Source organism: Rossellomorea sp. LjRoot5 (assembly GCF_964253455.1).
GTDB lineage: Bacteria > Bacillota > Bacilli > Bacillales > Bacillaceae_B > Rossellomorea.
Window position 1 is genome coordinate 849,208 of record NZ_CAXUQN020000001.1, and the last position, 23,066, is coordinate 872,273.

Consider the following 23,066-nt stretch of genomic DNA (forward strand, 5'->3'; position numbering starts at 1 on the left):
ATTTGTATGAGATTCACTTGAATGTAATGGCGAAGAATGTGTATACTTTATTCAAGCGAACATTTGAATGAATGAGGTGAGAATATGAGTAAAGCTACTTGTGAAATCTATTGCTATGACGAAGAAAAGGTGAATCGTATACAAGGAGATTTAAAAACAGTGGATATTTCTAGTGTTGCCCAAATGTTAAAAGTGATTGCTGATGAAAATAGGGCAAAAATCACCTATGCTCTCTGCCAAGATGAAGAGCTTTGTGTATGTGATATCGCGAATATCGTAGGTGTTACTGTCGCAAATGCCTCCCATCATTTGAGAAAACTTCATAAACAAGGTGTCGTTAAGTTTCGAAAAGAGGGAAAACTCGCATTTTATTCGTTAGATGATGAACATATCAAGCAGATAATGATGCTCTCATTAGCCCATAAAAAGGAGGAGAAAGGTAATGTCTGAACAAGTAAAAGTCAATGAACAAGAGTCAAAAACATTCCGTGTTCAAGGATTCACCTGTACTGACTGTGCTAAAACGTTCGAAACGAACGTGAAACACCTGGATGGTGTTTCGGATGCGAAAGTTAATTTTGGTGCTTCTAAAATTACGGTTACGGGCAATACAACCATTGACGCACTTGAAAAGGCAGGTGCTTTTGAAAACTTGAAATTACGAGACGAAAATGAAAAAAAGGTAGAACGTGAACCTTTTTGGAAGCAAAAAGAAAATATTAAAGTCTATATTTCAGCGATATTGCTTGTAATTAGTTGGTTTTTAGGAGAGCAATTAGGGGAAGAACATTTTCTTCCGACGATTGGTTATGCAGCATCCATTTTAATTGGTGGATATTCGCTATTCATTAAAGGTCTTAAAAATCTAAGTCGGTTAAAGTTTGATATGAATACATTAATGACCATCGCCATTATAGGAGCTGCAATCATTGGTGAATGGGGTGAAGGGGCAACGGTAGTTATTCTCTTTGCCGTCAGCGAAGCCTTAGAACGATATTCAATGGATAAAGCTCGGCAGTCTATTGAATCATTGATGGATATTGCTCCAAAAGAAGCGTTAATTCGTCGTGGAAATGAAGAAATGATGGTCCATGTTGAGGGTATTCAAGTGGACGATATTATGATCGTAAAGCCTGGGCAAAAATTAGCGATGGATGGAGTGGTCATTAAAGGCACTTCTACTCTAAATCAGGCTGCGATTACAGGAGAAAGTGTTCCAGTAACGAAAACGATTGATGATGAAGTCTTTGCAGGCACCTTGAATGAAGAGGGATTGCTCGAAGTTAAAGTAACGAAACGAGTGGAAGATACTACATTATCGAAAATCATTCATTTGGTGGAAGAGGCTCAAGCAGAACGAGCACCTTCTCAAGCGTTTGTCGATAAATTTGCAAAATACTATACACCAGCTATTGTGATTCTGGCATTCTTAATTGCAGTTATTCCTCCGTTATTCGGCGGTGATTGGAGCGAATGGATTTATCAAGGATTAGCTGTATTAGTGGTTGGTTGTCCATGTGCACTGGTTGTTTCAACTCCAGTTGCCGTGGTTACCGCAATAGGAAATGCAGCAAGAAATGGTGTTTTGATTAAAGGTGGTATTTATTTAGAAGAAGCAGGAGCCCTTAAAGCCATTGCTTTTGATAAAACAGGAACATTAACAAAAGGTGTACCTGCTGTTACCGACATCATAAACTTTGGTGAAAATGATAATGATTTATTGTTAATCACAGCAGCGATTGAAAAAGGTTCACAGCATCCTCTTGCTTCAGCTATTATGCGAAAAGCAGAAGAAAAAGGATTGAAATTCAATGATGTATCGGTCGATGATTTCCAATCTATTACAGGTAAAGGTGTAAAAGCAAAAGTAAATAACCAAATGTATTATGTAGGAAGTCCGAACCTTTTTGAGGAATTGCATGGAAGCATTTCTAGTGATAGAAAAGAAAAAATTGCGGAGATGCAGACACAAGGCAAAACAGTGATGGTGTTAGGAACAGAAAAAGAAATTCTTTCGTTCATTGCCGTAGCCGATGAAATGAGGGAATCATCTAAAGAAGTCATCGGCAAGTTGAATAATATGGGTATTGATACCGTGATGCTGACAGGTGACAATCAAAGGACAGCAAAAGCAATTGGAAAACAAGTCGGTGTTTCGGATATTAAAGCTGATTTACTGCCAGAAGATAAATTGAATTTCATTAAAGAATTTCGAAGAAAATACCAAAGTGTCGCAATGGTTGGAGATGGCGTGAATGATGCACCAGCTCTTGCTGCTTCCACTGTTGGTATAGCAATGGGTGGAGCTGGGACTGATACAGCACTAGAAACGGCTGATATTGCGTTAATGTCTGATGATTTAAGAAAATTGCCATATACGATTAAATTAAGCCGTAAGGCTTTAGCAATCATCAAGCAAAACATTACCTTCTCTTTAGCGATTAAATTAGTTGCATTACTGTTAGTTATGCCTGGATGGCTTACATTGTGGATCGCGATCTTTGCAGACATGGGAGCTACGTTGTTGGTGACCCTTAACAGTTTGCGGTTACTAAAAGTAAAGGAATAAAAATAAGATATGGCAAGAGAAAACACTGTTTGTTTCTCTTGCTTTATTATTATAGTGCTAGTCTTATTCAAGGGGCTTTAATGGAATAACGCATAATATAAAAGAGGAGCTGCAATCCCGTTGCAGCTCCTCTTTTATGTGCAGTTTTTCATTCGTTTTCCCCTTCAAAATTGCTTGCAAAAGACTTTGTAATTTTACTTGTAAAAGCAATTGCAGTTATGCTTTTTTTTCCCTCTCACCCGAACGGGTTACGCTTAACACAAAGGTGGGGTTTGTCTACGGTCTGAAAGTCATTTCATAAAGGAATGACTTTTTATACTTCACATAGGTATTGAGGGTAATACTATTTGAATCTGGCAAGCACTGAGAAGTATTTACCACCTTTAGGAATGATTTAGTATTTCACAAATAGTTGCATAAGTCATTCCTGGTAATATTCAAATGAAATTTGTATTAAGCTCTTTATGTGTTCATTAACTAGATAATAATAAACAAGTTTTCCTTCTTTTCGGTATTGAGCCAAGCCCAGGTTTCTTAATAATCTTAAGTGGTGAGAAGCGGTGGCTGTAGAAGAGCCTACTATGTTTGCAACATCACAAACACAAAGTTCTTTTTCCAGTGAAAGTGCATAGGCAATTTTTAAACGTGTATCTTCAGAAAGGATTTTAAACATCTGTGCAATATTAAATGTATTTTGCTTTTCTAACTTTTCCTTTATTAAGGATACTTTTTCACTATCTATACAAGTAACTTCACATATATCTGTGTTTTTCAATTCAGTCACCTCATAGTCATAATAGAACTATCTACATTGTATCACGGTTCCTGTTCCAACAGAATCTGGTATTCTATGTCGTGTATTTCAGCACAAATCAAATGGAAAAGGGACTTATTTTATAGAATGAGTCCCTTTTCCATTTGAAAGTCATTAAATTCCTGTCATCATTATTAAATGGGTGGAATGTCACGGGGTTAGTAAATTGTAATAAATGCTACAAGGTTGCCTAGAATCCCGTAAAACCACCAAATAAATAGTTCGTAAGAAAAGAAATGATGGGATTCATCCAATTAAAGTATAAAATGATTCCCATAAAGATCATTAAGTACCCGCCGATTTTCATGATTTTTGCGCTGTACTTATTGATCCACTTTGCTTTCCCAAGGAAAAAACTTAGCACAAAGAACGGTACCGCAAAGCCAAGAATGTACCACGCCATAAAGAACAACCCTGCATTAGGGTCTGTGATACCAAGCGAAATGACTGCCGCTAGAATGGGCCCTGTACAAGGGGTCCATCCGGCAGCAAAACCGATACCGATTAATATCGTACCCAAATAACCAGATGGCCGCCTTTTGAATTGAATCCTTTTGTCTTTCATCAAGAAATCAAACTTAAGGAGACCGGAAACCACCAATCCGAAAAGTACGATGAGTATGGCCCCGATCTGGCGGAGCAACTCTTTATTCAGCAAGAAAAAGTTTCCGATGAAAGATCCCGATACTCCTAAGAATATGAAGATGATCGAAAAACCGATCAAAAAGAAAACGGTGTGTAAAATGGCTTTTCTCTGCATTCCTTTTCGGTTATTTAATTCATCTATGGACATGCCTGTTATATACGATAAAAAAGCAGGGTAGATGGGGAGCGTGCATGGTGATAGAAAAGATAGCAAGCCTGCCCCGAAAGCAAATAAAATGTTTAATTCTTGCACAATTCCAATTCTCCTTTATTGTTCTGGCTTGATCATATTCATATAATCATGTATGTCTTGCTGTGACATACTTCCCGTAATTACTTTTACTACTTTTCCTTCAGGGTTTATAAGGAATGTCGTCGGGATAGGTCCTACTCCATATGTGTCAATCAATTCACGGTTTCGATCCATTGGGAAAGTGAAGCTCAGATCATATTTTTCAACAAATTTATTGACAAGGAAATCAGATTCTCCGATATTAACCGCTAGCGTTTCAACGCCTTTATCTTTAAATTGTTGGTAGCTCTTCTCCATGTATGGCATTTCTTTTTCACACGGTTTGCACCAAGTGCCCCAGAAGTTCAGAAATACACCTTTCCCTCTATAATCACTTAATTGAACTGTATCACCGTCTAACGTTTCTAATTTAAAATCTGGTGCCATGTCCCCTTCCCCTATGATAGCTCGATCTTTCGTAGCGTTTAGATAGAGTGTATAGACGACAGCAGAGATTAATACAAGTAAAATGCCCGTCCGTACCAATCTTCTCTTTCTTTTTTTCATTGTTTTCCCTCACAGTTTCTAGTAGAATATGTTTGAATCTAATATATATTTGAATGTACATTTAAATTAACAGTTTAGTTTGTTTCGGGCAATAGAAGGGCATGGCATTTTTACGCAGTTCAGAAGATTGTTGAAATTCTGTAATAATTTTGGTTCATTGATGATTCTGACAGCTGATATGATGAAGCTAGTTTTAATAATTTTGAAGAGGTGTACTTTTATGAAGAAATCATCCCCGATCAAGTATCTCGTATTACTTACTGTGTTAGTAGCTGTCATATTGGCGGCAATCGTTATGCTGAACACCAAGTCGCAAAACAAGGATGAAACATTGGAATCTCATCCAGACACAAAAAATCAGCCCCTTTTAGGTGAAAAGGATGCACCTGTCTCGGTGGTCGAGTTCGGTGATTTTAAGTGTCCTGCATGTAAGGCATGGGGGGAAAGGATTTATCCTCAACTAAAAGAAGATTTCATTGATACCGGGAAAGCGAATTTATCCTATGTAAATGTGCTCTTTCACGGTGAGGAATCAACTTTGGGTGCGTTAGCTGCCGAGTCAGTTTATAAACACGATCCTGACTCTTATTGGGAATTCCAAAAAGAACTATTTAACCAGCAGCCCAAAGAAGATCATGATGCCCCGTGGATTACAGTGGAAAAGCTGTTGGAAGTAGCGGGTAATACGACCGATATGGACCTTGAACAGTTAAAGCAGGATATTGAGCAGCAAACGTTCAAGGAACAACTCGAGCTGGATAATTCCCTAGTGGAAGAGTTCAAGGTGGAGAAAACACCGACTGTAATCATCAATGGGGTAAAGCTTGAGGATCCGTATGATTACGAGCGTATTAAATCGTTGATTGAAGAAGGACAAGAGTAGATGAAGGAAGTTAGCAGAAGTCAATATTTTCTTTATGGTGCATGGGTCGTTTCAATCATTGCGACACTTGGAAGTTTATATTTCAGTGAAATAAGGGGGTTCATTCCTTGTGAATTATGCTGGTTTCAAAGAATATTCATGTATCCATTGACGTTGATTCTGGGAGTGGCGACGTTTCAAAATGATAGCGGACTTAGAAAAATCATACTTCCTATGTCGATTGTTGGAGGTACGATTTCCATATTACATTATTTGGAGCAAAAAGTTGAAGGGTTCGGAGGAATCAAGCCTTGTGCGAGTGGTGTTCCCTGCAATGCCGAATATATTAATTGGCTCGGATTCATCACGATTCCATTCCTGGCCCTCACAGCTTTTGTATTTATTACTATTTTTACTCTGCTATCAGCAAATAAAAGGTAATCATGCAGCCAATATTCATGTGAAATGGAAATTGTATACAACAAATGAGCCATGGAACATCATGGCTCATTTTATATTCGGATAACCAGGTAATCACCGTTCGTCATCTGTACAACATCTGCTTTTAAACCTTTCGCTATATCGACCGTCATTTGCTTTAAATCTTCAAGATTGTCGCTGTATAAAAGAAGCGGTCCTCCATTTATTACCCTGTCACGGTCTGAAGTTAAGTATGCCAATATTTGATATGAAGGTTTCATTGAATTTTCCCTGCCCAAGAAGACTCACCCTTTCAAGTTGGTTTTCATAACAGCATGAGATTTTTTCGTGCTTTCGAGTAAGGGACATTTTTTTACGGCTTCGATGAATGCATCTATATCGCGCTTGATTGGAACAAGAGTGATCATGACCTTTCCATCCACATAATCTTTTCTTGTGAATTGATAGCGTTTGACACCCAATGCCCGGCATGCTTCGAATAAAGCAGCCTGCCGTTGTCCGAAGTTATCCAAATTGATCCTGAAATGATTTTCTTTAGGGTAGATGACGACGGCCATTCCTTCTTCTGTAAATAGCTTTTCAGCGTTGTCCGTTCCGAGCAGGTTGCTGACATACATATCATCTACATAAAGGGATGAATGTTTTACGTCTACTTTTCCTTCCTTTACCTCTGCAATATCCCCGATCGTCTTGCCTTTCGTGAATCTTTGCAAATAATATAAGAGTGCGAAACCCGCCAATGCACCCCCGACTATACAAATCATTAGATTGTTCAAATCGAGAGCGTTTCGGAGAAGGGAAATCGTGAAAGAAGTGACGAGCGCTACGATAAATGCAATATAATTTCTGGCTTCGAATGTTTTGGCAATTCCATCTATGTATGCTTTACCTCGATAGGTGTATTCTGTTTCCTCCAAGTCACTTAAACTTTCCTTTTCCATTTTTCTTACATCTCTAAATTGTTGAAGAGCCAATGTCAGGAATGTCACAGCCACAAAGTTTTTGCTGAGTAAAGCAGGAATTGCCACGGCCCCGAGTGCCGCTGCTACAAAACCCGTAATGATTTGAATAAGATAACCATTGGGGTAACTGGGATACTGCCTGAAGTCTTCTTTGATGGTTATGATTCTCGCGATCGTTCCAATCACAATCGCACTGACAATGGTAATTAGTTCATTTGATGTTATACCGGCTGATTCCATGGTGTATCACCTCGATTAATGGGATCGATCTGGATTAGTATTAGGAAATAGTCTGTGGTTTATGCGATGTTTATCCTTGTGTTTATATGTGTATATGTGTTCATATTGGGATATTGATGAATAAGGAGGTTCGAATTGTGGAGACTGCCTTTCTATTAACGTGTTTATTTATTTTGATCATTGTACTTCTTTATACGTTCTTTATCATTGCTGCTTATAAGAAAGGAAAAAAGATGAAAAAATAGTGTAAGAGGAGCGTGATGCAAATTGTCCAAGAATCAGTCATCTACCAAAAATACCAGGCTGGCCTTTTTCTTAAATCTAATTTTTACTATTATCGAGTTCATTGGAGGATATCTCACTAATAGTATGGCGATATTGTCTGATGCTGTACATGATTTGGGTGATAGTCTGTCGCTCGGGGGATCATGGTATTTACAGAGACTTTCAAATAAAGAAGGGAACAATAGGTACAGCTTCGGATACAAGAGGTTTTCAGCACTGGGCGCGTTGATCAGCGGTACCGTATTGCTGTTCGGATCGATTTTCGTTTTGACTGAGGCTATACCGAGATTGTTTAATCCTACTCATCCAGATGCCCAGGGGATGTTGTGGTTTGCCATATTAGGTGTGGCGATAAATGGATTCGCTGCATGGAGGTTACATAGTGGAAGCTCTATGAATGAAAAGGTTCTGTCCTGGCACCTTCTTGAGGACATTCTTGGCTGGGTAGGGGTCCTGATCATAAGTATCGTGATGATGTTTAAGGATATTCATATTCTCGACCCCATTCTTTCCATCGTGATTACTTGTTTTGTACTATTTAACGTTGTTAGAAACCTTATTAAAACGATGAAAGTCTTTCTTGATGCAGTGCCGGATGAAGTGGATTTGGATGCCATTCGTGAACAAATCAAAAGTATAAACGGCGTGGATGAAGTTGACCATCTTCATATCTGGTCGATCGATGGAGAAGAGAATGCCATGATTACTCATTTATATACTTCGAAGGGTTTTGCATGCGAAAAACAAGAAGAGATAAAAGAGAAGGTAAGGGATTTTGTTTCACACCTTGATATTAAGCATTCCACTATAGAAATTCATATAAAAGAAAACTAGGCATAAGAAACTGCCTAGTTTTTCTTCTTAGTATTAAAATAGCAGATTGCTGTCATATGACTAAGCAATGCTACGGTAAGAATGGAAAAAATCATGTGTAGAGATGAAGAGATTGGGCTGAGTTCCTCCGTTTTGGCAATAAATCCTCCAAAGGTTGTAAATCCAGCCAGCAAAATCAATAGCAAGGCTTGTTTCTTCATCACTTTATACCTGAACGAAAGGAATAGTGCATACCCTGTAGAGAATAGTGTGACCATTCCTAAAACACCATGCATCAAATATACGAAGGTTGTCAGTTTGATTTCTGCGGTGTTTATTTCGAATAGTAGTTGACTTAGTTCAAAATGTTTAAAGAGAGCACCTACTAGCACCTCTGTCATAAGAGCTGTAAATCCAACAAACAAAGGTATTCTTATTTCTTCCAAAACCCTGTTTTCAGGTCTTTTATTTAACCCTGCATGAAGGAAAATGAGAGAGATTAATAGAAATAGACTAAACATCACATCAAGTGTGGTGAAGCCGGTTGGTGTTCCCAGTAATACATTCATCCCGCCAATCATAGCTTGGATAAATAAGAGAATCATTGAAAGAACCGAAATGACTTTTACTGCTTTATCGGATGATTTCTTCCATGCCAAGATTGCGTTTATAAGAATGACCAGCCCGAGAAGTGTGGTAAACAAACGGTGTGAATATTCGATCACTATGTGATAATCTGTTATATCAGGAATGATTTTCCCGTTACAAAATGGCCAATCAGTACCGCAGGCATCGCCTGAATTTGTGGCAACCACTAAGTTTCCAAGAATTAATGCAGCAATCGTTACATTGATTGTAAATAAGGAGAAATTATATTTCATTTTTCATAGTAGTCCTTTCATGTTAAAATAAATATTATATTTATATATGTTCATATATTAACAGGTTCGAGCGTTTCAGCACAAACGTTTAAAACGGTTTTCACATAACGTTCACCATTCATGTAATGCAAAATAAACAATAATAGATTTATGGAGTTGATAACAATTGGACTTTTTAAAGAAACAAATGAGAGACAACTTCTTTATGTTGACTCTCATCTTTTTAATTGCAAAATCATATGTAGTCAGCCGGTTCGTCTTTAACCTGGAGATTGAGAATGTCATGCAGGAACTGATTCTGTTTCTTGCGAATGCAGGGTCTATCATGCTCATACTTTCCCTGGTGGCGATCGGTAAGAAAGAGACACTGAAATGGAAGCTTTTGGTCACCAATATCCTTGGAACGTTCATTCTCTATTTTAACGTGGTGTATTATCGGTTTTTCAATGACTTCATTACATTGCCGGTACTCTTTCAAACAGATAACGCGTCGGATTTGGGAGAGAGTATAATCAGTTTAATGAATCCGTTGGATATCTTTTTGATTGCTGATTTTGTACTTATCTCTTATCTGTTTAAATATGTGAAGATAGTTGAAAACAAGAGAAAACATTACAAATTTGCATTCGCTTCTGCCATTATTCTATTACTGAATATCGGACTTGCGAATATAGAACGCCCCCAGCTATTGACCAGGTCCTTTGACCGTCAGATGCTGGTGAAAAACTTAGGAGTGTTCAATTACCATCTGTATGATGGATTTCTGCAGGCTAAGACGAATATGAATCGGGCACTTGCTGATAATTCAGAGCTGGCTGAAGTTTTGAACTACACAGAATCAATAAAGAGGCCGGTAAATGAAGAAATGACGGGGGTTGCAAAAGGAAAGAATGTGTTTGTTATTTCACTTGAATCTACTCAGAACTTTGTAATAAATAATAAAGTGGATGGAAAAGTGATCACACCTTTTCTGAACCAACTAATCAGACAAGAAGATACGTATTATTTTAATAATTTCTATCATCAAACAGGACAAGGGAAAACGTCCGATTCTGAGTTCTTGTTTGAAAATTCATTGTATGGACTGCCAAGAGGAGCAGCGTTTTTCACACATGCTCAAAACGAGTATAATGGGCTTCCATCTTTGTTAAAAGAAAAGGGATATACAACATCGGTGTTCCATGCCAACAACAAAAGCTTTTGGAACAGGGATGTTATGTATAAAAACCTGGGGTATGAAAACTACTACTCCGAATCGTATTATGAGGTGAATAATGAAAACTCGATAGGCTGGGGTTTGAAGGATCAATCATTTTATGAACAGTCGATTCCATATTTAAAAGAGCTTTCACAGCCTTTTTATTCAAAATTCATCACGTTGACGAACCATTTCCCTTTTTCTCTTGAACAAGAGGATGAGTCGATCCCGGAATGGACTTCAAATGACGGAACGGTGAATCGTTACTTCACTACAGTCAGGTATGAAGACGAAGCATTAAAGCAATTTTTTGAAAGGTTGAAAGAGGAAGGTTTATACGAGAACTCAGTCTTCATCATCATGGGGGACCATTATGGAATCTCTCAAAATCATAATGAAGCAATGGGGCAGTATTTAGGTAAAGAAATCACCCCATTCGTAAATACCCAGCTTCAACGGGTCCCGATGATTGTTCATATTCCAGGTGAAACAAATGGACGCACCATATCAAATGTAAGCGGACAAATCGATGTGAAACCGACCATATTAAACATGTTGGGGATAAAGCCAGATGAAGACATCCAGTTCGGATCGGATTTATTTACGAAGGATCCTGATCAGTTTGTCGTACTCCGAGACGGCAGCTTCATTACAGATAAGTACGTGTATACCGATCAGAAGTGTTATGACAAGAGTACAGAAAAGCTGACGGAACAAAATGCATGTGAGCCCTATATCAAACAGGCAGAAGACCAACTCAAATATTCGGATCAGGTAGTTTATGGGGACCTGTTACGGTTTTTAGAAGAGAAGAAACAAGGTGAATAACCTAAAGAAGAAGCTGAAGTTACTAGAGGTAACTTCAGCTTCTTATCTTGGTGCCCAAAGAATCACTGAAACTCCTAAGAGGCAAATAGCTGCACCGATAAAGTCATACATGTCCGGGGTGTTCTTATCAACCCACCATCCCCACAGGATTGCGAGAACGACAAATACTCCGCCATATGCAGCATATACCCTTCCAAACGTGGGGAAGTTCTGCAGAGTAGGGATGATCCCATAAAGAACCAGGATAAGGCTTCCCCATACTCCATACCACGGAGAAGCGTTCTCCCTCAGCCATAACCAGACGAGATACCCTCCTCCGATTTCAGCCAGCCCGGCAACGATAAATAATATGATGGCAGTTAACAAATAGAAACGACCTCCCTTTCATAAAAGCCAGATCTGATCATATCACAGACCTGGTGATGATATATTACACCCACCCGAAGATCCTTGCTAATTGAGCAATTGCGAACGTGACTGCTATAGCCAAACCTGTAGGGATTGCAAAGGACAAGAATGTCCACTTTTTACTTTTTGTTTCTTTATAGATATTAATCAGGGTCGTTCCGCAAGGGTAGTGGAGTAGTGAAAATAACATCATATTTAAAGCTGTGATCCAGGTCCACCCTTGATCAATGAAAATTTTCTTTAATGAATCCAGATCCTCCACCTCGATCATTGCTCCGGTCGATAAGTATCCCATTAATAGGATTGGGAGAACGATCTCATTTGCAGGGAGACCCAGAATGAATGCCATTAAGATAAATCCATCCAAGCCAAGCTGTTGTGCGAACGGATCCAGAAACTGGACGATATGCATTAAGATACTCGTATCTCCGACCATGATATTAGCCAGAATCCAAGTAAGTACACCAGCTGGGGCGGCAATGACAATGGCCCTTTTTAATACAAAGGCTGATTTATCAATTGTCGCTCTTATGATGGTGTTCATAAATTGTGGTTTGCGGTATGGAGGCAGTTCCAATGTATAATGGGTTGGAACTCCCTTGAGTGCAGTTTTTGAAAGAACCCATGAGACTGCAAGTGTAACAATAATACCAAATACGACCATCCCGACCACAACTCCTGCAGTTACAAGAGTTCCAGCAGCACCAGTGAATCCGGCAGCCATAAATATGGATGCAAGCAATATTAGTGTTGGCCATCGACCGTTACAAGGAACGAAATTATTGGTAAGGATCGCAAGCATTCTTTCACGAGGCGATTCAATGATCCTCGTAGACATGATGGCAGCTGCATTGCATCCGAATCCCATTGCCATTGTGAGGGATTGTTTACCGTGTGCACCGGTTTTTTTAAACAAACGATCCATATTAAAGGCTACTCTGGGCAGATATCCGTAATTTTCTAAAAGGGCAAACATTGGAAAGAAGATGGCCATGGGCGGCAGCATAACACTGATCACCCAGGATGTTCCTCTGTAAAGCCCCAATACTAGTACCCCGTGAAGCCAATCAGGAGCGTTGATGGTCTGGAATCCCAATGACAGGTATCCTTCAAGCCATCCAAAAAAGCTGGCAAGCATGGAAGAGGGAACATTAGCGCCGGCAATTGTTAAATAAATGACGATTCCCAGCATAGCAAGCATAATTGGAAACCCAAATAATCTTGAAGTAAGGATTTTATCAAGTTTTTCTGTGTGTAACAATTTGCTTTGATCCTTCACTTTTGTCATGTCTTGACAAATGGCCTGTGTATGCCGGAATGCACTTGATACAATTTCATCACGTATTGATTCAGAGGAAAGATTAAAGGCTTTTTGTTTAAGTAAAGTGATTTCACCACTACTCTCCTGATGCAAATTCATACTCTTTCCCTCCTTTTCTGTTCTTTAATACTCGCTGATTTAATTCTTCAATAACACTTTCATCACCTTCCAACAGTCGCAGTGCAATCCACCTTGATGGTAGAAAATCATTATATACAGCTTCGATGTCAGGCTGTAACGTTGAAATTTTACTTTCTATTTCCTCTGAGTACTTGATATTAATGAGAGCAAACGTACGGTTGTTCTTTACGGTATCACTAATTGTGTTCAGCATGTTTTCTATTCCGATTTTATTTCGTGCTGATATTTTCAATACAGGTACTCCAAGTGTGTTACGTAGTTTTTGTTCATCGATATGAATTCCCTTTTTTTCAGCCTCATCAATTAAATTCAAGCAAACCACTACTTTGTTCGTAATCTCCATCACCTGTAAAGCAATATTGAGATTTCTCTCTAAGGAGGTGGAGTCTAATACAACAATCGTGATATCCGGTTTTTCAAAAGCAATATAATTCCGGGCGATTTCTTCATCAAGTGAATTTGAAAACAGTGAATACGTCCCAGGCAGATCAATGATTTCATATGAGGTCTGCAGATGATCGAAGTAACCCTTTGACTGGGATACAGTCTTACCCGGCCAGTTTCCTGTGTGCTGGCGTAAACCAGTCAACAGGTTGAACAAAGTTGATTTCCCGGTATTCGGATTACCTGCCAGTGCAATACGATATGTCCTTTGGTTATCCAATTAAACCAACTCCCCGATAATTTTTGTACTTTCTTCTTTTCTTAAAGCAATCATTGTATTACTTACTCGAAATGCGGTGGGATCGCCTAAAGGACTTTTCTTAACGGACGTGATAATGCCCCCGGGTACAAAACCCAAATCTAATAATCGTCTTCTCATTACCCCAGTAAGATGCAATTCTGTAATTCTCATACTTTTGCCTTCTTCAAGGTCATATAGTCTATTTGTGGACAAAGGCATTTGTTTTACCACCCTTCACATATTTTTTATTAAGTTTATTTTTTTTCCTTAGTGCAACTTTTTCTTTATCGTATGACCGAAATTTGATTTTGTCAATAGCTTTATTGACGAATGTTTGTACTTTTTACTGAATAAAGTTAACTAGTGGAAAGGGGGTGCTGATATTCACATTTATACAGGTTTATACGTAGGGATTCCTTTAATCATAGGGGTTGTAATCGGTATTTTTACATATAATCTGATTGGCAATTATAAAAAAATCCTCACGAACTTGATTGGGATAGGCTTGGTTTTATTTATAATATTGGAGTTCATTCCGCATATTATTGGGAAGTACGATTACACTGGTGTCTTGTTGGGGAGTACAAGTGCTGTTGTCTTCTTTTATGCATTGACTCGGCTTACTGATCGGCAAATAAGCACGAGCAGGAGGCTGCCATTCATTGCAATGATCTCAGGCTTTATTCTGCATAGCATTCCGACTGGTTTCAGTATTGGGGTCACGTCAGCCATCGATGGAATATTGGCGATGAAGCAATTGAAGGGGATGTTCATCCACCACCTAGGTGAAGGGGTAGGAATAGCGGGTCTATTGTTCAAACAAGGAAATGAGGTGCGTTTTGATTCCGGGGGTGCTTCTGTAATCGTTATTACTCTGGTCTTTTACTTTTCTGTGTTGGCTGGTACTAATTATCAAGTGAATGAACATATAGCAAACTGGGTTGTTGGTGTTGCACTAGGATCGCTACTCTATGCGTTGATGCATTTATTTGAAACGTGATGAAAATCTGTTTGACAAAAGCAGATCTTTTTTTTATCATATAAATTATAATACATGAACACATAATCATATATTGGAATAGGATAGGAGTGTCAGTATGGGGAAAAATGAAAAAGACGAGAAATTAATTGAATTGAACAAAACAAAGGTTGATCAGGTAGAAACGAGTGATTGCGAAGACATTGATGAGGAAACGCTCTTTATTGTCACCCAGACATTTAAAGCTTTATCTGAGCCTACGCGTGTAAAGATTCTTCATCTGCTTGCACAGGAAGAGCATTCAGTTAATCAGATTGCGGAAAAACTTTCATTATTGCAAACAACTGTTTCACACCAACTGCGTTTTCTGAAGAATTTACGCTTGGTTAAATATAGAAGGGAAGGAACGACTCTATATTACTCTGCTGATGACGATCATGTGATGAATATGCTTCAACAAACCATGCACCACGCCAGACATCACTAATGTTTTAATGGGGGATACTATATGAACGAATATAAACTGCAAGGACTCTCATGCGGAAATTGCGCGAGGGAAATGGAAGAGGAAATCAATAAGCTCGAGAATGGGGAAGGCTCCAGAATACTTTATAACAGCAGTAAGATGGTTCTGACTGAAGGTGTCGATCTTAAAAGGGTTGAAAAAATCCTTTCTTCGGATGGAGCTGCCATCTTGAAAGATCAAGAAGGTGACAATGATTCTCATGACCACGATCATGATCATTCTCACACTAACAGCAGTACCATGAAGATCTTGCTGGGAATCTCTACAATCATTTTTCTATCTGCCATATATGTCGATACACAATTGGACAATATAGTACCCGTTCTCATGTACTTAACAGCAGCTGCAACAAGTGGTTATCCGACATTCATCAAAGGAGCAAAAAACTTACTTAAGTTCAAATTCAATATTGATACTCTCATGACAATCGCGCTCATCGGTGCTTTTTCGATTGGGGAATGGAAAGAAGGAACATTGGTTGCCATTCTGTTCGGGCTCAATGAACTGCTTGAAGGAATGGGGATGGAAAAGGCCAGGAAGTCGATGGAAGAACTGCTGAAGGTTGCACCTAAAGAAGCGATTCTCCTTGAAGGCGGAGAAGAAAGAGTGGTTCCCATAAGCTCGCTTATGATTGAAGACATTGTCCTGGTCAAATCCGGACAAAAGATTCCTTCCGATGGAGTGGTTCAATCAGGTAAAAGCTCTGTCAATGAAGCAGCCATCACAGGAGAAGCCATGCCGGTTGAAAAGGGGCCCGGCGAAAAGGTGTTTGGTGGAAGTATCAATAATGAAGGCGTATTAAAGGTAAGGATTTCAAAAGAATACAAAGATTCTTCACTAGCAAAAATCCTGCACCTGGTGGAAGAAGCTCAGGAAACAAAAACACCGACAGAACAATTCATAAACAAGTTTGCCCGTTATTACACACCACTCATTATGGCAGTTTCCGCTTTAGTGATGCTGGTACCGCCTCTTCTTTTAGATGGGGATTGGGGTTCATGGTTTTATCAAGGGCTGGCTGTTCTCATTGTCGGATGTCCATGTGCATTGATTCTTTCTTCTCCAATTGCCATCGTCTCCGGTATTGCCCGTAACGCGAAGAACGGAATCCTTGTCAAAGGCGGCGTTTTCCTTGAGCAGCTAGGGAAGATTGATACGATTGCATTTGATAAAACCGGCACTCTGACCAAAGGGCATCCTTATGTAGAGGAAACGGTGGTGTACGAGAAAGAAAACTTTTTCCGAATAGCTGGGTCAATAGAGAAATCCTCTTCACACCCAATCGCAAAAGCAGTCATGAAAAAGATAAGCGAAGACGCTGAAAGCCAAACATATTCAGAACCGGAAGAAATCAATACGATCTCGGGTCAAGGAGTATCCGCAGTAATCGATGGGAAAACCTACAAAGTAGGAAATGAGAAAAGCCTCGATTTTTCCGTTCCGTCTGAAGTGAAGAGAAGTATTCAAACGCTAAAAGACATGGGATATACGCTTGTGATTGTGTCAAGTGATACAGAAGTTCTTGGACTATTTGGGATCACGGATGAAATCAGGGAAGAAAGTAAGGGAATTATAGGAGACCTTTATTTAGCTGGTATTAAAAATGCGGTCATGTTGACAGGCGACCATGACAAGACAGCAGAAAAAGTGGCAAAACAAGTGGGACTGACAGACTATTTTGCTCGTCTCCTCCCGGATGAAAAAGTCTCTAAAGTAAAAGAACTCACAAGCCAAGGAAAGGTTGCCATGGTGGGGGACGGTATTAACGATGCTCCGGCATTGGCGACAGCGGATTTGGGCATTGCAATGGGCAAAGGAACGGACAGTGCAATAGAAACAGCCGATATCGTACTGATGCAGGATCATCTTGGGAAACTCCCATCAGCCATAAAGATTGCTAAACGGGTCAATAAAATTATTAAGATCAACATCTCATTGGCATTGGGATTAAAACTGATTGCATTGCTCTTGACCATTCCAGGGTTATTGACACTATGGATTGCCATCTTATCTGATATGGGCGCAACTATTTTGGTCACATTGATAAGTCTTACGGTTATGCTGGGGGAAAAACAAAAAGCTATATAATAATAAAAGGAGCAGGATGGTATCTGCTCCTTTTAATTATGATTGTCACATTATGATCATTTTTCATACATTGTCCAGCCCGATGCTCGTGATACATTTATGATAATTAATACACAGGAGGACGAATAATGAAGAAATATTATTGGATTAGTATTCTCGTCTCTGCAATGCTTGTTCTTTCCGGGTGTGCAGAATTTGAAGCGGAAACAGATTGGAAGGTAAGGGATTTCAGCTATACGAACCAAAATAATGAAGAGGTAGGGTTAAAAGATCTGAAAGGCGAAATTTGGATTGCGGATTTCATCTTTACCAGTTGTGAAACTGTCTGCCCTCCAATGACGTATAACCTAACGAAAATTCAAAAACAATTAAAAGAGGAAGGAATCAACGATGTCCGGTTTGTTTCATTCAGCGTTGATCCGGAAGTTGATACTCCGGAAAAATTAAAAGAATACATAAGCAGCTACGAAGCGGATACAAAGAAATGGGATCTTCTCACTGGATATGATCAAAAAGAAATTAGCTCGCTTGCCGAAGAGTCGTTTAAGGCATTGGTAAGGGATGACCCTTCCTCAGACCAAGTCATCCACGGCACCAGCTTCTATTTGGTGAATAAAGAAGGGAAAGTTGTCAAGAATTACAGCGGGGTACAGGATGTCCCTTATGAAGAAATCGTATCCGACATCAAGCTTTTGAAAAAATCGTATGAATAGGGTGGAGTAGATGAAAAAAAGAATCATTTTCTTGTTTAGTATCATGCTTTCAATTGGGATTCTGGAAGCTTGCGGGTCCGACGAAAAGCAAAATGACAAAAAAGAAGGTCAAGTGCCTCAAATGTTAGAAGTTAAAGTGAAAACCGATCCGGGTGAACTTTCGGCCGGTAAAACCAATCAAGTAAGCGCCATCGTTACCCAAGGTGAAGAAAAGGTGTCCGATGCAGATGAAGTCCTGTTTGAAATCTGGAAGGAAGGTGTATCTGAGGAAGATCACATAAAGAAAGAAGCTGAGCTTAAAGAGGATGGAATATATGCCATCGACTATACGTTCGATGAAAAAGGGAAGTATTTCATCATTGCCCATGTAACAGCAAGGGATCTTCACAACATGCCAAAAGTAGAAGTGAATGTGCAATAGGAAGCAGGTGCAACAGATTTGAGATTGTTTAAATATATTCGGATTGCAAGTATTATTCTGATTGTCGGGATGGCTGTATTCTTTTATGTGCCATTTAACTTAAGCCCTCCGGATTCAACCAGGGTGATTCTTGATCATGATAAAAAGACGTATATTGCGCCTCCTTGTTTCAATCAGACTGATGCTACAAATTTCTTGGAAGAAACAACGGTTGCGAAACTTGATGAACTTGATTATGAAGCAAATTCTTCGTGTACGGAAGAAGCACTCACTAAAAAGAAGACGACTTTATTTCACCGCGTGACAGGGGAGCCTAAATTTGAATGGTGATACACAATAGAAAGGAATGAGAAGATGGATATTATTAACCTCATTTTGGCTTATTTGATTTTATCAATTCCTGCAGGTCTAGTAGTTCTGTTTTTTAAGAGAAAGTCATCCAAAGAGCTTCAGAAGTTGGAACAAACAGGTGATCATTCAGGGGCTGTTGCATCACCTGACAATAAGTAGGGCCGCTATATCGCCTGCTGCTATCTTGGTACATCAGTACTTATCGAAGAGCTTGTCCATATGGATGAGCTCTTTTATTTTGTTTCCGAATTACCTGTGTATTTCACCCTGTAGCACAAATTCCAATTAATTTTGACACACATATTAGAAATTGCTAATATGTTAGTTGTACATATTAGAAAAATCTAATGTGATAGGAGACAAGGATATGAGTACAAAAATTGATTTGAATACAAAGGTGAAATTCCTGCATAGCTTTGCCCACAAAATCAGGATACAGATATTAGAGAGTATCAAAACGGAAGAAAAGACAGTTTCTCAGATTGTAGGGGAACTGGATGGGAGCCAGTCGAGCATTTCCCAGCATCTTGCCTGCTTAAGGGGTTGCGGTCTGATTGTCGGGAGGCAGGAAGGAAAGTATACGTATTATAGTGTAAGCAACCAGCATGTCCGTGATTTGCTTGATATGTTTGACGTGGTGCTGGATGAAGTTGAAAATGATGTTGCGTGCTGCAGCAATCATATCGTGTAGAGGGTGGATTGAATGGGAGAGTCATGTTGCAACTCAAGAGAAAAAGAAACCAGCAAGGAGACCGGAACAGCAAGCTGCTGCAGCAGTCAAGGTAATGTTGAGAAAAAACAAGAACCTAAAGGCTGCTGCAACAGCCAAGAAACTTCGCGTAAAAAGGAAGAGGGATTGGTTGCGTTCAACTATGAATTCAACCAAATCGAAGAAAATAAAGATTCTGAGAAATCATGCTGCAGCAGTACTGGAACGACCGAACATGTTGATGTGAAAAACGGGTCTTGCTGCTCATCCAGCAATCATAGGACTGGGGAGACTGAAGCTTTTTCATCCACATCTGAAAAAGCTGATTACCGGATTTATGGGATGGATTGCCCTTCTTGTGGAATGTCGATTGAAAAAGCTCTCGTAAAGGTGGAGGGAATTGACGAAGCGAAGGTGAACTATAATTCTGCAAAGCTTCAAGTAGCAGGCAGCAATTTTGATTTGGTAGAATCAGAAGTACAAAAACTCGGATTTAAGATCGAACCAATAAATCAAAACAGGAATCTGAAGATATATGCTGTTGAGGGGATGGATTGTGGAAGCTGCGCCAAGAGCATTGAAAACCATTTAAATACGATTCCTGAAGTCCGGCATGTAAGTGTCAATTTCTCAACGGGAAAAATGAAAGTGGATCATGAGAACCGTGTGGAAGACATCGTTTCTGAAGTTTCAAAGATTGGATTTCATGCATCCTTGCAATCAAAGCAGGATGGAAGCACTGAAACTTCAAATAGAAAAGAAGGATATGGAGTCATCATCACTTCCGGAATTTTGATTGCTCTTGGTTTCTTAGGGTCGTTAACAGATGTTTCCTATCTGGTGACCACACTGTTGTATGCAACTGCTATGTTCATCAGCGGCTATAAGCCGGTTAAAAGTGCTTATTATTCGATCAAAAGCCGTTCGTTGGACATGAATGTATTGATGTCAGCAGCTGCAATTGGGGCAGCATTGATTGGGGAGTGGCTTGAAGGAGCCACGGTGGTTTGGCTGTTTGCCTTGGGAACTTCCCTTCAAAACATGTCAATTGAGAAGACCAGACATTCTATCCGGAACTTGATGAATCTGGCACCATCTGAAGCGTGGATTAAAGCAGGGGCACAGTTAAAGAAGAAGCCAGTGGAAGAAGTGAAGATTGGTGAAGTATTAATTTTGAAACCCGGGGACAGAATCCCGCTGGACGGGGAAATTATAACTGGTAAATCAAGTATCAATCAAGCCCCAATCACCGGTGAATCCATCCCGGTGGATAAAGAAGCCGGAGACTTGGTCTATGCGGGAACAATAAACGAGAATGGGTCTCTTGAAATAAGTGTCACGAAGCTTGCTGAAGATACAACCATTGCAAAAATTATTCACCTGGTGGAGGAAGCCCAGGAACAGAAGGCCCCTACCCAGGCGTTCATCGATAAGTTTGCAGCTGTGTATACGCCTATTGTGTTCGTGCTCGCGTTGGTCGTCATGGTTCTTCCGCCACTGCTTGGCTTTGGTACTTGGGGAGATTGGTTTTACAAAGGGCTCGAATTGTTAGTCGTTGCCTGTCCATGTGCCCTGGTCATTTCCACACCTGTCGCGATTGTCTCGGCAATTGGCAATGCAGCGAAGAACGGTGTTTTAATCAAAGGTGGTACATTCCTTGAAAAAGCAGGAGCGATTACGGCAATTGCGTTTGATAAAACGGGTACCTTAACCGAAGGGAAGCCAAAGGTTTCTGAAGTAAAGGCGTTTCATGCAACAGAAGAAGAGTTGTTATCCATTGCTCTGACATTAGAAGAGTATTCGACACATCCGATTGCACAAACTATTGTAGGGTTTGCCAATGAGAAAGGGATTGAATCTAAAGATGGGGAGTTCTTTAAAAGCATAGTGGGAAAAGGGGTTCAGGCTACCATTGATGGGGTCTTACACTATGCAGGAAATTCAAGGCTATTTGAAGAAATGAACCTCCCTTTAGACGAGGCTGAAACAATCGTTCAAGAGCTACAAAGCACAGGGAAGACGCTCGTGATCGTCGGTACAAAACAGGAGATCCTCGGAGTCATTTCTGTTGCTGACTCGATCCGTACAACGACTGTAAAAGCATTGGATGGTTTGAAAAAAGTTGGAATTGGCCAGGTCGTGATGCTGACCGGCGATAATGAAGGCACCGCCAAAATGATTTCAAAGGAAGCAAGCGTCAATCGTTATTTTGCTGAGCTTTTACCTCAAGATAAGGTAGATGCCATTAAGAAGTTACAAAGCGAAGGCCACAAGGTAGCGATGGTCGGGGACGGCATTAACGATGCGCCTGCACTTGCCACCGCTGATTTAGGAATCGCAATGGGCGGTGCAGGCACAGACACTGCGATGGAAACGGCCGACATTGTATTAATGGCGGATAATCTTGAAAAACTGCCTCACACGATCAATTTGAGCAGAAAAGCACTCACAATCATCAAACAAAACATCTGGTTCTCATTGATTGTGAAATTTGTTGCATTGGCATTGATTTTCCCTGGCTGGCTGACACTGTGGCTGGCAGTTCTGAGCGATACAGGGGCTGCAATCATTGTCATATTAAATGCTCTTCGCCTTTTAAAAGTAAAATAGTTGAGAGCTGTTTCCGTGTTCACTGAACAGATCAGACCACTTTTAATTAAGTGGTCTGTTTTTGATTGATAGATTCTTTGTTAAGTCAAAGAAGCTCACATCCTTTCTGTTATTAAATGCTGGATTGCAAATTCTTTTGCTGAACACAAATATCAATTGACCAGGTATCTCCGGTGAGCATTACGGTTTATACCCACAAAATATGCACTATCCATGCAAACGAAAAATAACTTTCTACGAGCGATAAAAATATTATTTATTCGTTTATTGGCATGATAACTGGATATAGTAATTATGTAACAAATAACTCAAATCCCAAGGAGGAATGTAAGATGTCACATGAAAGGTACCAATCTGCTATCAAAGCGCTGCATGAGTGTATGGAAGCTTGTAATCATTGCTACGATGCTTGTTTAAAGGAAGAAGATATCAACATGATGAAAGAGTGCATTCGGTTAGATCGAGAATGTGCGGATATGTGTGCATACTTAGAACAATCCCTAGTAAGAGGGACACCATTCGCATCTGAACTGGCTCAAGTGTGTGCGAAGATTTGTGAAACGTGTGGAGAAGAATGTAAGAAACATGATCATGATCATTGTCAAGAATGTGCAGATGCTTGCTTTAATTGTGCAGAAGAGTGTAAAAAAATCGCTTAAACATAAACAGGGGAGACAGTTCGAATGTCTCTCCTGTTTTATGATAAGAAATCAAAATGAGAAACGATATTTTGACTATTCAAGTGAATGCTTATCCTTAATACATATGCGTTTATTG

At 39.7% G+C, this 23,066-nt stretch carries 25 protein-coding genes; 15 read left to right on the forward strand and 10 right to left on the reverse strand.

From position 1 onward, the window contains the following. Nucleotides 1-84 precede the first annotated feature (84 nt). Both ACSQ2E_RS04255 and ACSQ2E_RS04260 read left to right on the forward strand, forming a co-directional pair. A complete protein-coding gene (locus ACSQ2E_RS04255) occupies nucleotides 85-450 on the forward strand; it encodes an ArsR/SmtB family transcription factor (protein WP_159362714.1) in 366 nt (121 codons plus the stop codon). Continuing rightward, nucleotides 443-2,569, forward strand: a complete 2,127-nt coding sequence (locus ACSQ2E_RS04260) for a heavy metal translocating P-type ATPase (protein WP_159362713.1) — start codon at nucleotides 443-445, stop codon at nucleotides 2,567-2,569. Before ACSQ2E_RS04255 ends, ACSQ2E_RS04260 begins: the two co-directional genes overlap by 8 nt. Nucleotides 2,570-2,990: 421 nt before the next feature. On the opposite strand, the gene ACSQ2E_RS04265 is transcribed toward ACSQ2E_RS04260, so the two are convergent. From ACSQ2E_RS04265 to resA, 3 genes are all read right to left on the reverse strand, one after another. Continuing rightward, a complete protein-coding gene (locus ACSQ2E_RS04265; RefSeq protein WP_159362712.1) occupies nucleotides 2,991-3,344 on the reverse strand; it encodes an ArsR/SmtB family transcription factor in 354 nt (117 codons plus the stop codon). A 229-nt stretch (nucleotides 3,345-3,573) separates the two neighbouring features. Further along, nucleotides 3,574-4,281, reverse strand: a complete 708-nt coding sequence (locus ACSQ2E_RS04270; protein ID WP_159362711.1) for a cytochrome c biogenesis CcdA family protein — start codon at nucleotides 4,279-4,281, stop codon at nucleotides 3,574-3,576. A gap of 15 nt (nucleotides 4,282-4,296) precedes the next feature. After that, nucleotides 4,297-4,827 (reverse strand): thiol-disulfide oxidoreductase ResA, encoded by a 531-nt coding sequence (gene resA, locus ACSQ2E_RS04275; RefSeq protein WP_159362710.1) that lies wholly within the window; start codon nucleotides 4,825-4,827, stop codon nucleotides 4,297-4,299. A 220-nt stretch (nucleotides 4,828-5,047) separates the two neighbouring features. Here resA and ACSQ2E_RS04280 point away from each other — a divergent pair, with 220 nt between their 5' ends. Further along, the gene (locus tag ACSQ2E_RS04280) at nucleotides 5,048-5,710 is read left to right on the forward strand and encodes a thioredoxin domain-containing protein (protein WP_159362709.1); all 663 of its coding nucleotides are present in this window, start codon (nucleotides 5,048-5,050) and stop codon (nucleotides 5,708-5,710) included. Further along, entirely contained in the window at nucleotides 5,711-6,130 is a 420-nt protein-coding gene (locus ACSQ2E_RS04285) for a disulfide oxidoreductase (protein WP_159362708.1), read from the forward strand. A 71-nt stretch (nucleotides 6,131-6,201) separates the two neighbouring features. On the opposite strand, the gene ACSQ2E_RS04290 is transcribed toward ACSQ2E_RS04285, so the two are convergent. Next, nucleotides 6,202-6,390 carry a capping complex subunit for YIEGIA gene (locus tag ACSQ2E_RS04290; RefSeq protein WP_159362707.1) on the reverse strand — a complete coding sequence of 63 codons (189 nt, stop codon included), beginning with the start codon at nucleotides 6,388-6,390 and terminating at the stop codon, nucleotides 6,202-6,204. 24 nt (nucleotides 6,391-6,414) lie between these two features. After that, nucleotides 6,415-7,332, reverse strand: a complete 918-nt coding sequence (locus tag ACSQ2E_RS04295; protein ID WP_159362706.1) for a YIEGIA family protein — start codon at nucleotides 7,330-7,332, stop codon at nucleotides 6,415-6,417. Between the two features lie 267 nt (nucleotides 7,333-7,599). Between ACSQ2E_RS04295 and ACSQ2E_RS04300 the strand changes: the two genes are divergently transcribed. Next, entirely contained in the window at nucleotides 7,600-8,451 is an 852-nt protein-coding gene (locus ACSQ2E_RS04300) for a cation diffusion facilitator family transporter (RefSeq protein WP_159362705.1), read from the forward strand. A 14-nt stretch (nucleotides 8,452-8,465) separates the two neighbouring features. Here the strand turns inward: ACSQ2E_RS04300 and ACSQ2E_RS04305 are convergent, their stop codons facing one another. Further along, nucleotides 8,466-9,311: a COX15/CtaA family protein gene (locus ACSQ2E_RS04305; protein WP_159362704.1), complete on the reverse strand. Its 846-nt coding sequence runs from the start codon at nucleotides 9,309-9,311 to the stop codon at nucleotides 8,466-8,468. A 187-nt stretch (nucleotides 9,312-9,498) separates the two neighbouring features. Here ACSQ2E_RS04305 and ACSQ2E_RS04310 point away from each other — a divergent pair, with 187 nt between their 5' ends. Further along, the gene (locus ACSQ2E_RS04310) at nucleotides 9,499-11,337 is read left to right on the forward strand and encodes an LTA synthase family protein (protein WP_159363319.1); all 1,839 of its coding nucleotides are present in this window, start codon (nucleotides 9,499-9,501) and stop codon (nucleotides 11,335-11,337) included. Nucleotides 11,338-11,379: 42 nt separating this feature from the next. Here the strand turns inward: ACSQ2E_RS04310 and ACSQ2E_RS04315 are convergent, their stop codons facing one another. The 4 genes from ACSQ2E_RS04315 to ACSQ2E_RS04330 form a co-directional block, all read right to left on the reverse strand. Then, nucleotides 11,380-11,703 (reverse strand): YnfA family protein, encoded by a 324-nt coding sequence (locus ACSQ2E_RS04315; protein WP_159362703.1) that lies wholly within the window; start codon nucleotides 11,701-11,703, stop codon nucleotides 11,380-11,382. Nucleotides 11,704-11,767: 64 nt separating this feature from the next. Beyond that, nucleotides 11,768-13,165, reverse strand: a complete 1,398-nt coding sequence (locus ACSQ2E_RS04320) for a nucleoside recognition domain-containing protein (protein WP_159362702.1) — start codon at nucleotides 13,163-13,165, stop codon at nucleotides 11,768-11,770. Then, complete coding sequence (locus ACSQ2E_RS04325; protein ID WP_159362701.1) at nucleotides 13,143-13,871, reverse strand: FeoB small GTPase domain-containing protein; 729 nt, start codon at nucleotides 13,869-13,871, stop codon at nucleotides 13,143-13,145. The genes ACSQ2E_RS04320 and ACSQ2E_RS04325 overlap by 23 nt, the downstream gene beginning before the upstream one ends. After that, on the reverse strand, nucleotides 13,872-14,111 hold the full coding sequence (locus ACSQ2E_RS04330; protein ID WP_159362700.1) for a FeoA family protein: 240 nt from the start codon (nucleotides 14,109-14,111) through the stop codon (nucleotides 13,872-13,874). Between the two features lie 355 nt (nucleotides 14,112-14,466). On the opposite strand from ACSQ2E_RS04330, the gene ACSQ2E_RS04335 reads away from it, so the two are divergent. The 9 genes from ACSQ2E_RS04335 (at nucleotide 14,467) to ACSQ2E_RS04375 (ending at nucleotide 22,948) form a co-directional block, all read left to right on the forward strand. Beyond that, a complete protein-coding gene (locus ACSQ2E_RS04335; RefSeq protein ID WP_435989495.1) occupies nucleotides 14,467-14,892 on the forward strand; it encodes a hypothetical protein in 426 nt (141 codons plus the stop codon). A gap of 97 nt (nucleotides 14,893-14,989) precedes the next feature. Next, nucleotides 14,990-15,358: an ArsR/SmtB family transcription factor gene (locus ACSQ2E_RS04340; RefSeq protein WP_159362698.1), complete on the forward strand. Its 369-nt coding sequence runs from the start codon at nucleotides 14,990-14,992 to the stop codon at nucleotides 15,356-15,358. A gap of 21 nt (nucleotides 15,359-15,379) precedes the next feature. Beyond that, nucleotides 15,380-17,485: a heavy metal translocating P-type ATPase gene (locus ACSQ2E_RS04345; protein WP_159362697.1), complete on the forward strand. Its 2,106-nt coding sequence runs from the start codon at nucleotides 15,380-15,382 to the stop codon at nucleotides 17,483-17,485. Between the two features lie 128 nt (nucleotides 17,486-17,613). After that, nucleotides 17,614-18,198: an SCO family protein gene (locus ACSQ2E_RS04350; protein ID WP_159362696.1), complete on the forward strand. Its 585-nt coding sequence runs from the start codon at nucleotides 17,614-17,616 to the stop codon at nucleotides 18,196-18,198. 10 nt (nucleotides 18,199-18,208) lie between these two features. Continuing rightward, nucleotides 18,209-18,619: a FixH family protein gene (locus ACSQ2E_RS04355; protein WP_159362695.1), complete on the forward strand. Its 411-nt coding sequence runs from the start codon at nucleotides 18,209-18,211 to the stop codon at nucleotides 18,617-18,619. A gap of 18 nt (nucleotides 18,620-18,637) precedes the next feature. Continuing rightward, the gene (locus ACSQ2E_RS04360) at nucleotides 18,638-18,949 is read left to right on the forward strand and encodes a hypothetical protein (protein WP_159362694.1); all 312 of its coding nucleotides are present in this window, start codon (nucleotides 18,638-18,640) and stop codon (nucleotides 18,947-18,949) included. Between the two features lie 388 nt (nucleotides 18,950-19,337). Next, nucleotides 19,338-19,661: an ArsR/SmtB family transcription factor gene (locus ACSQ2E_RS04365; RefSeq protein WP_159362693.1), complete on the forward strand. Its 324-nt coding sequence runs from the start codon at nucleotides 19,338-19,340 to the stop codon at nucleotides 19,659-19,661. Between the two features lie 12 nt (nucleotides 19,662-19,673). Beyond that, on the forward strand, nucleotides 19,674-22,289 hold the full coding sequence (locus ACSQ2E_RS04370) for a heavy metal translocating P-type ATPase (protein ID WP_159362692.1): 2,616 nt from the start codon (nucleotides 19,674-19,676) through the stop codon (nucleotides 22,287-22,289). 332 nt (nucleotides 22,290-22,621) lie between these two features. After that, complete coding sequence (locus ACSQ2E_RS04375; protein ID WP_159362691.1) at nucleotides 22,622-22,948, forward strand: four-helix bundle copper-binding protein; 327 nt, start codon at nucleotides 22,622-22,624, stop codon at nucleotides 22,946-22,948. The last annotated feature ends 118 nt before the right edge of the window (nucleotides 22,949-23,066 follow it).

Bases quoted from the DNA above. Each gene is read 5' to 3' on its own strand.
- ACSQ2E_RS04255 (WP_159362714.1), top strand. From the start codon at position 85: ATGAGTAAAGCTACTTGTGAAATCTATTGCTATGACGAAGAAAAGGTG.
- ACSQ2E_RS04260 (WP_159362713.1), top strand. From the start codon at position 443: ATGTCTGAACAAGTAAAAGTCAATGAACAAGAGTCAAAAACATTCCGT.
- resA (WP_159362710.1), bottom strand. From the start codon at position 4,827: ATGAAAAAAAGAAAGAGAAGATTGGTACGGACGGGCATTTTACTTGTA.
- ACSQ2E_RS04280 (WP_159362709.1), top strand. From the start codon at position 5,048: ATGAAGAAATCATCCCCGATCAAGTATCTCGTATTACTTACTGTGTTA.
- ACSQ2E_RS04285 (WP_159362708.1), top strand. From the start codon at position 5,711: ATGAAGGAAGTTAGCAGAAGTCAATATTTTCTTTATGGTGCATGGGTC.
- ACSQ2E_RS04290 (WP_159362707.1), bottom strand. From the start codon at position 6,390: ATGAAACCTTCATATCAAATATTGGCATACTTAACTTCAGACCGTGAC.
- ACSQ2E_RS04295 (WP_159362706.1), bottom strand. From the start codon at position 7,332: ATGGAATCAGCCGGTATAACATCAAATGAACTAATTACCATTGTCAGT.
- ACSQ2E_RS04305 (WP_159362704.1), bottom strand. From the start codon at position 9,311: ATGAAATATAATTTCTCCTTATTTACAATCAATGTAACGATTGCTGCA.
- ACSQ2E_RS04310 (WP_159363319.1), top strand. From the start codon at position 9,499: ATGAGAGACAACTTCTTTATGTTGACTCTCATCTTTTTAATTGCAAAA.
- ACSQ2E_RS04320 (WP_159362702.1), bottom strand. From the start codon at position 13,165: ATGAATTTGCATCAGGAGAGTAGTGGTGAAATCACTTTACTTAAACAA.
- ACSQ2E_RS04330 (WP_159362700.1), bottom strand. From the start codon at position 14,111: ATGCCTTTGTCCACAAATAGACTATATGACCTTGAAGAAGGCAAAAGT.
- ACSQ2E_RS04340 (WP_159362698.1), top strand. From the start codon at position 14,990: ATGGGGAAAAATGAAAAAGACGAGAAATTAATTGAATTGAACAAAACA.
- ACSQ2E_RS04345 (WP_159362697.1), top strand. From the start codon at position 15,380: ATGAACGAATATAAACTGCAAGGACTCTCATGCGGAAATTGCGCGAGG.
- ACSQ2E_RS04350 (WP_159362696.1), top strand. From the start codon at position 17,614: ATGAAGAAATATTATTGGATTAGTATTCTCGTCTCTGCAATGCTTGTT.
- ACSQ2E_RS04355 (WP_159362695.1), top strand. From the start codon at position 18,209: ATGAAAAAAAGAATCATTTTCTTGTTTAGTATCATGCTTTCAATTGGG.
- ACSQ2E_RS04365 (WP_159362693.1), top strand. From the start codon at position 19,338: ATGAGTACAAAAATTGATTTGAATACAAAGGTGAAATTCCTGCATAGC.
- ACSQ2E_RS04370 (WP_159362692.1), top strand. From the start codon at position 19,674: ATGGGAGAGTCATGTTGCAACTCAAGAGAAAAAGAAACCAGCAAGGAG.
- ACSQ2E_RS04375 (WP_159362691.1), top strand. From the start codon at position 22,622: ATGTCACATGAAAGGTACCAATCTGCTATCAAAGCGCTGCATGAGTGT.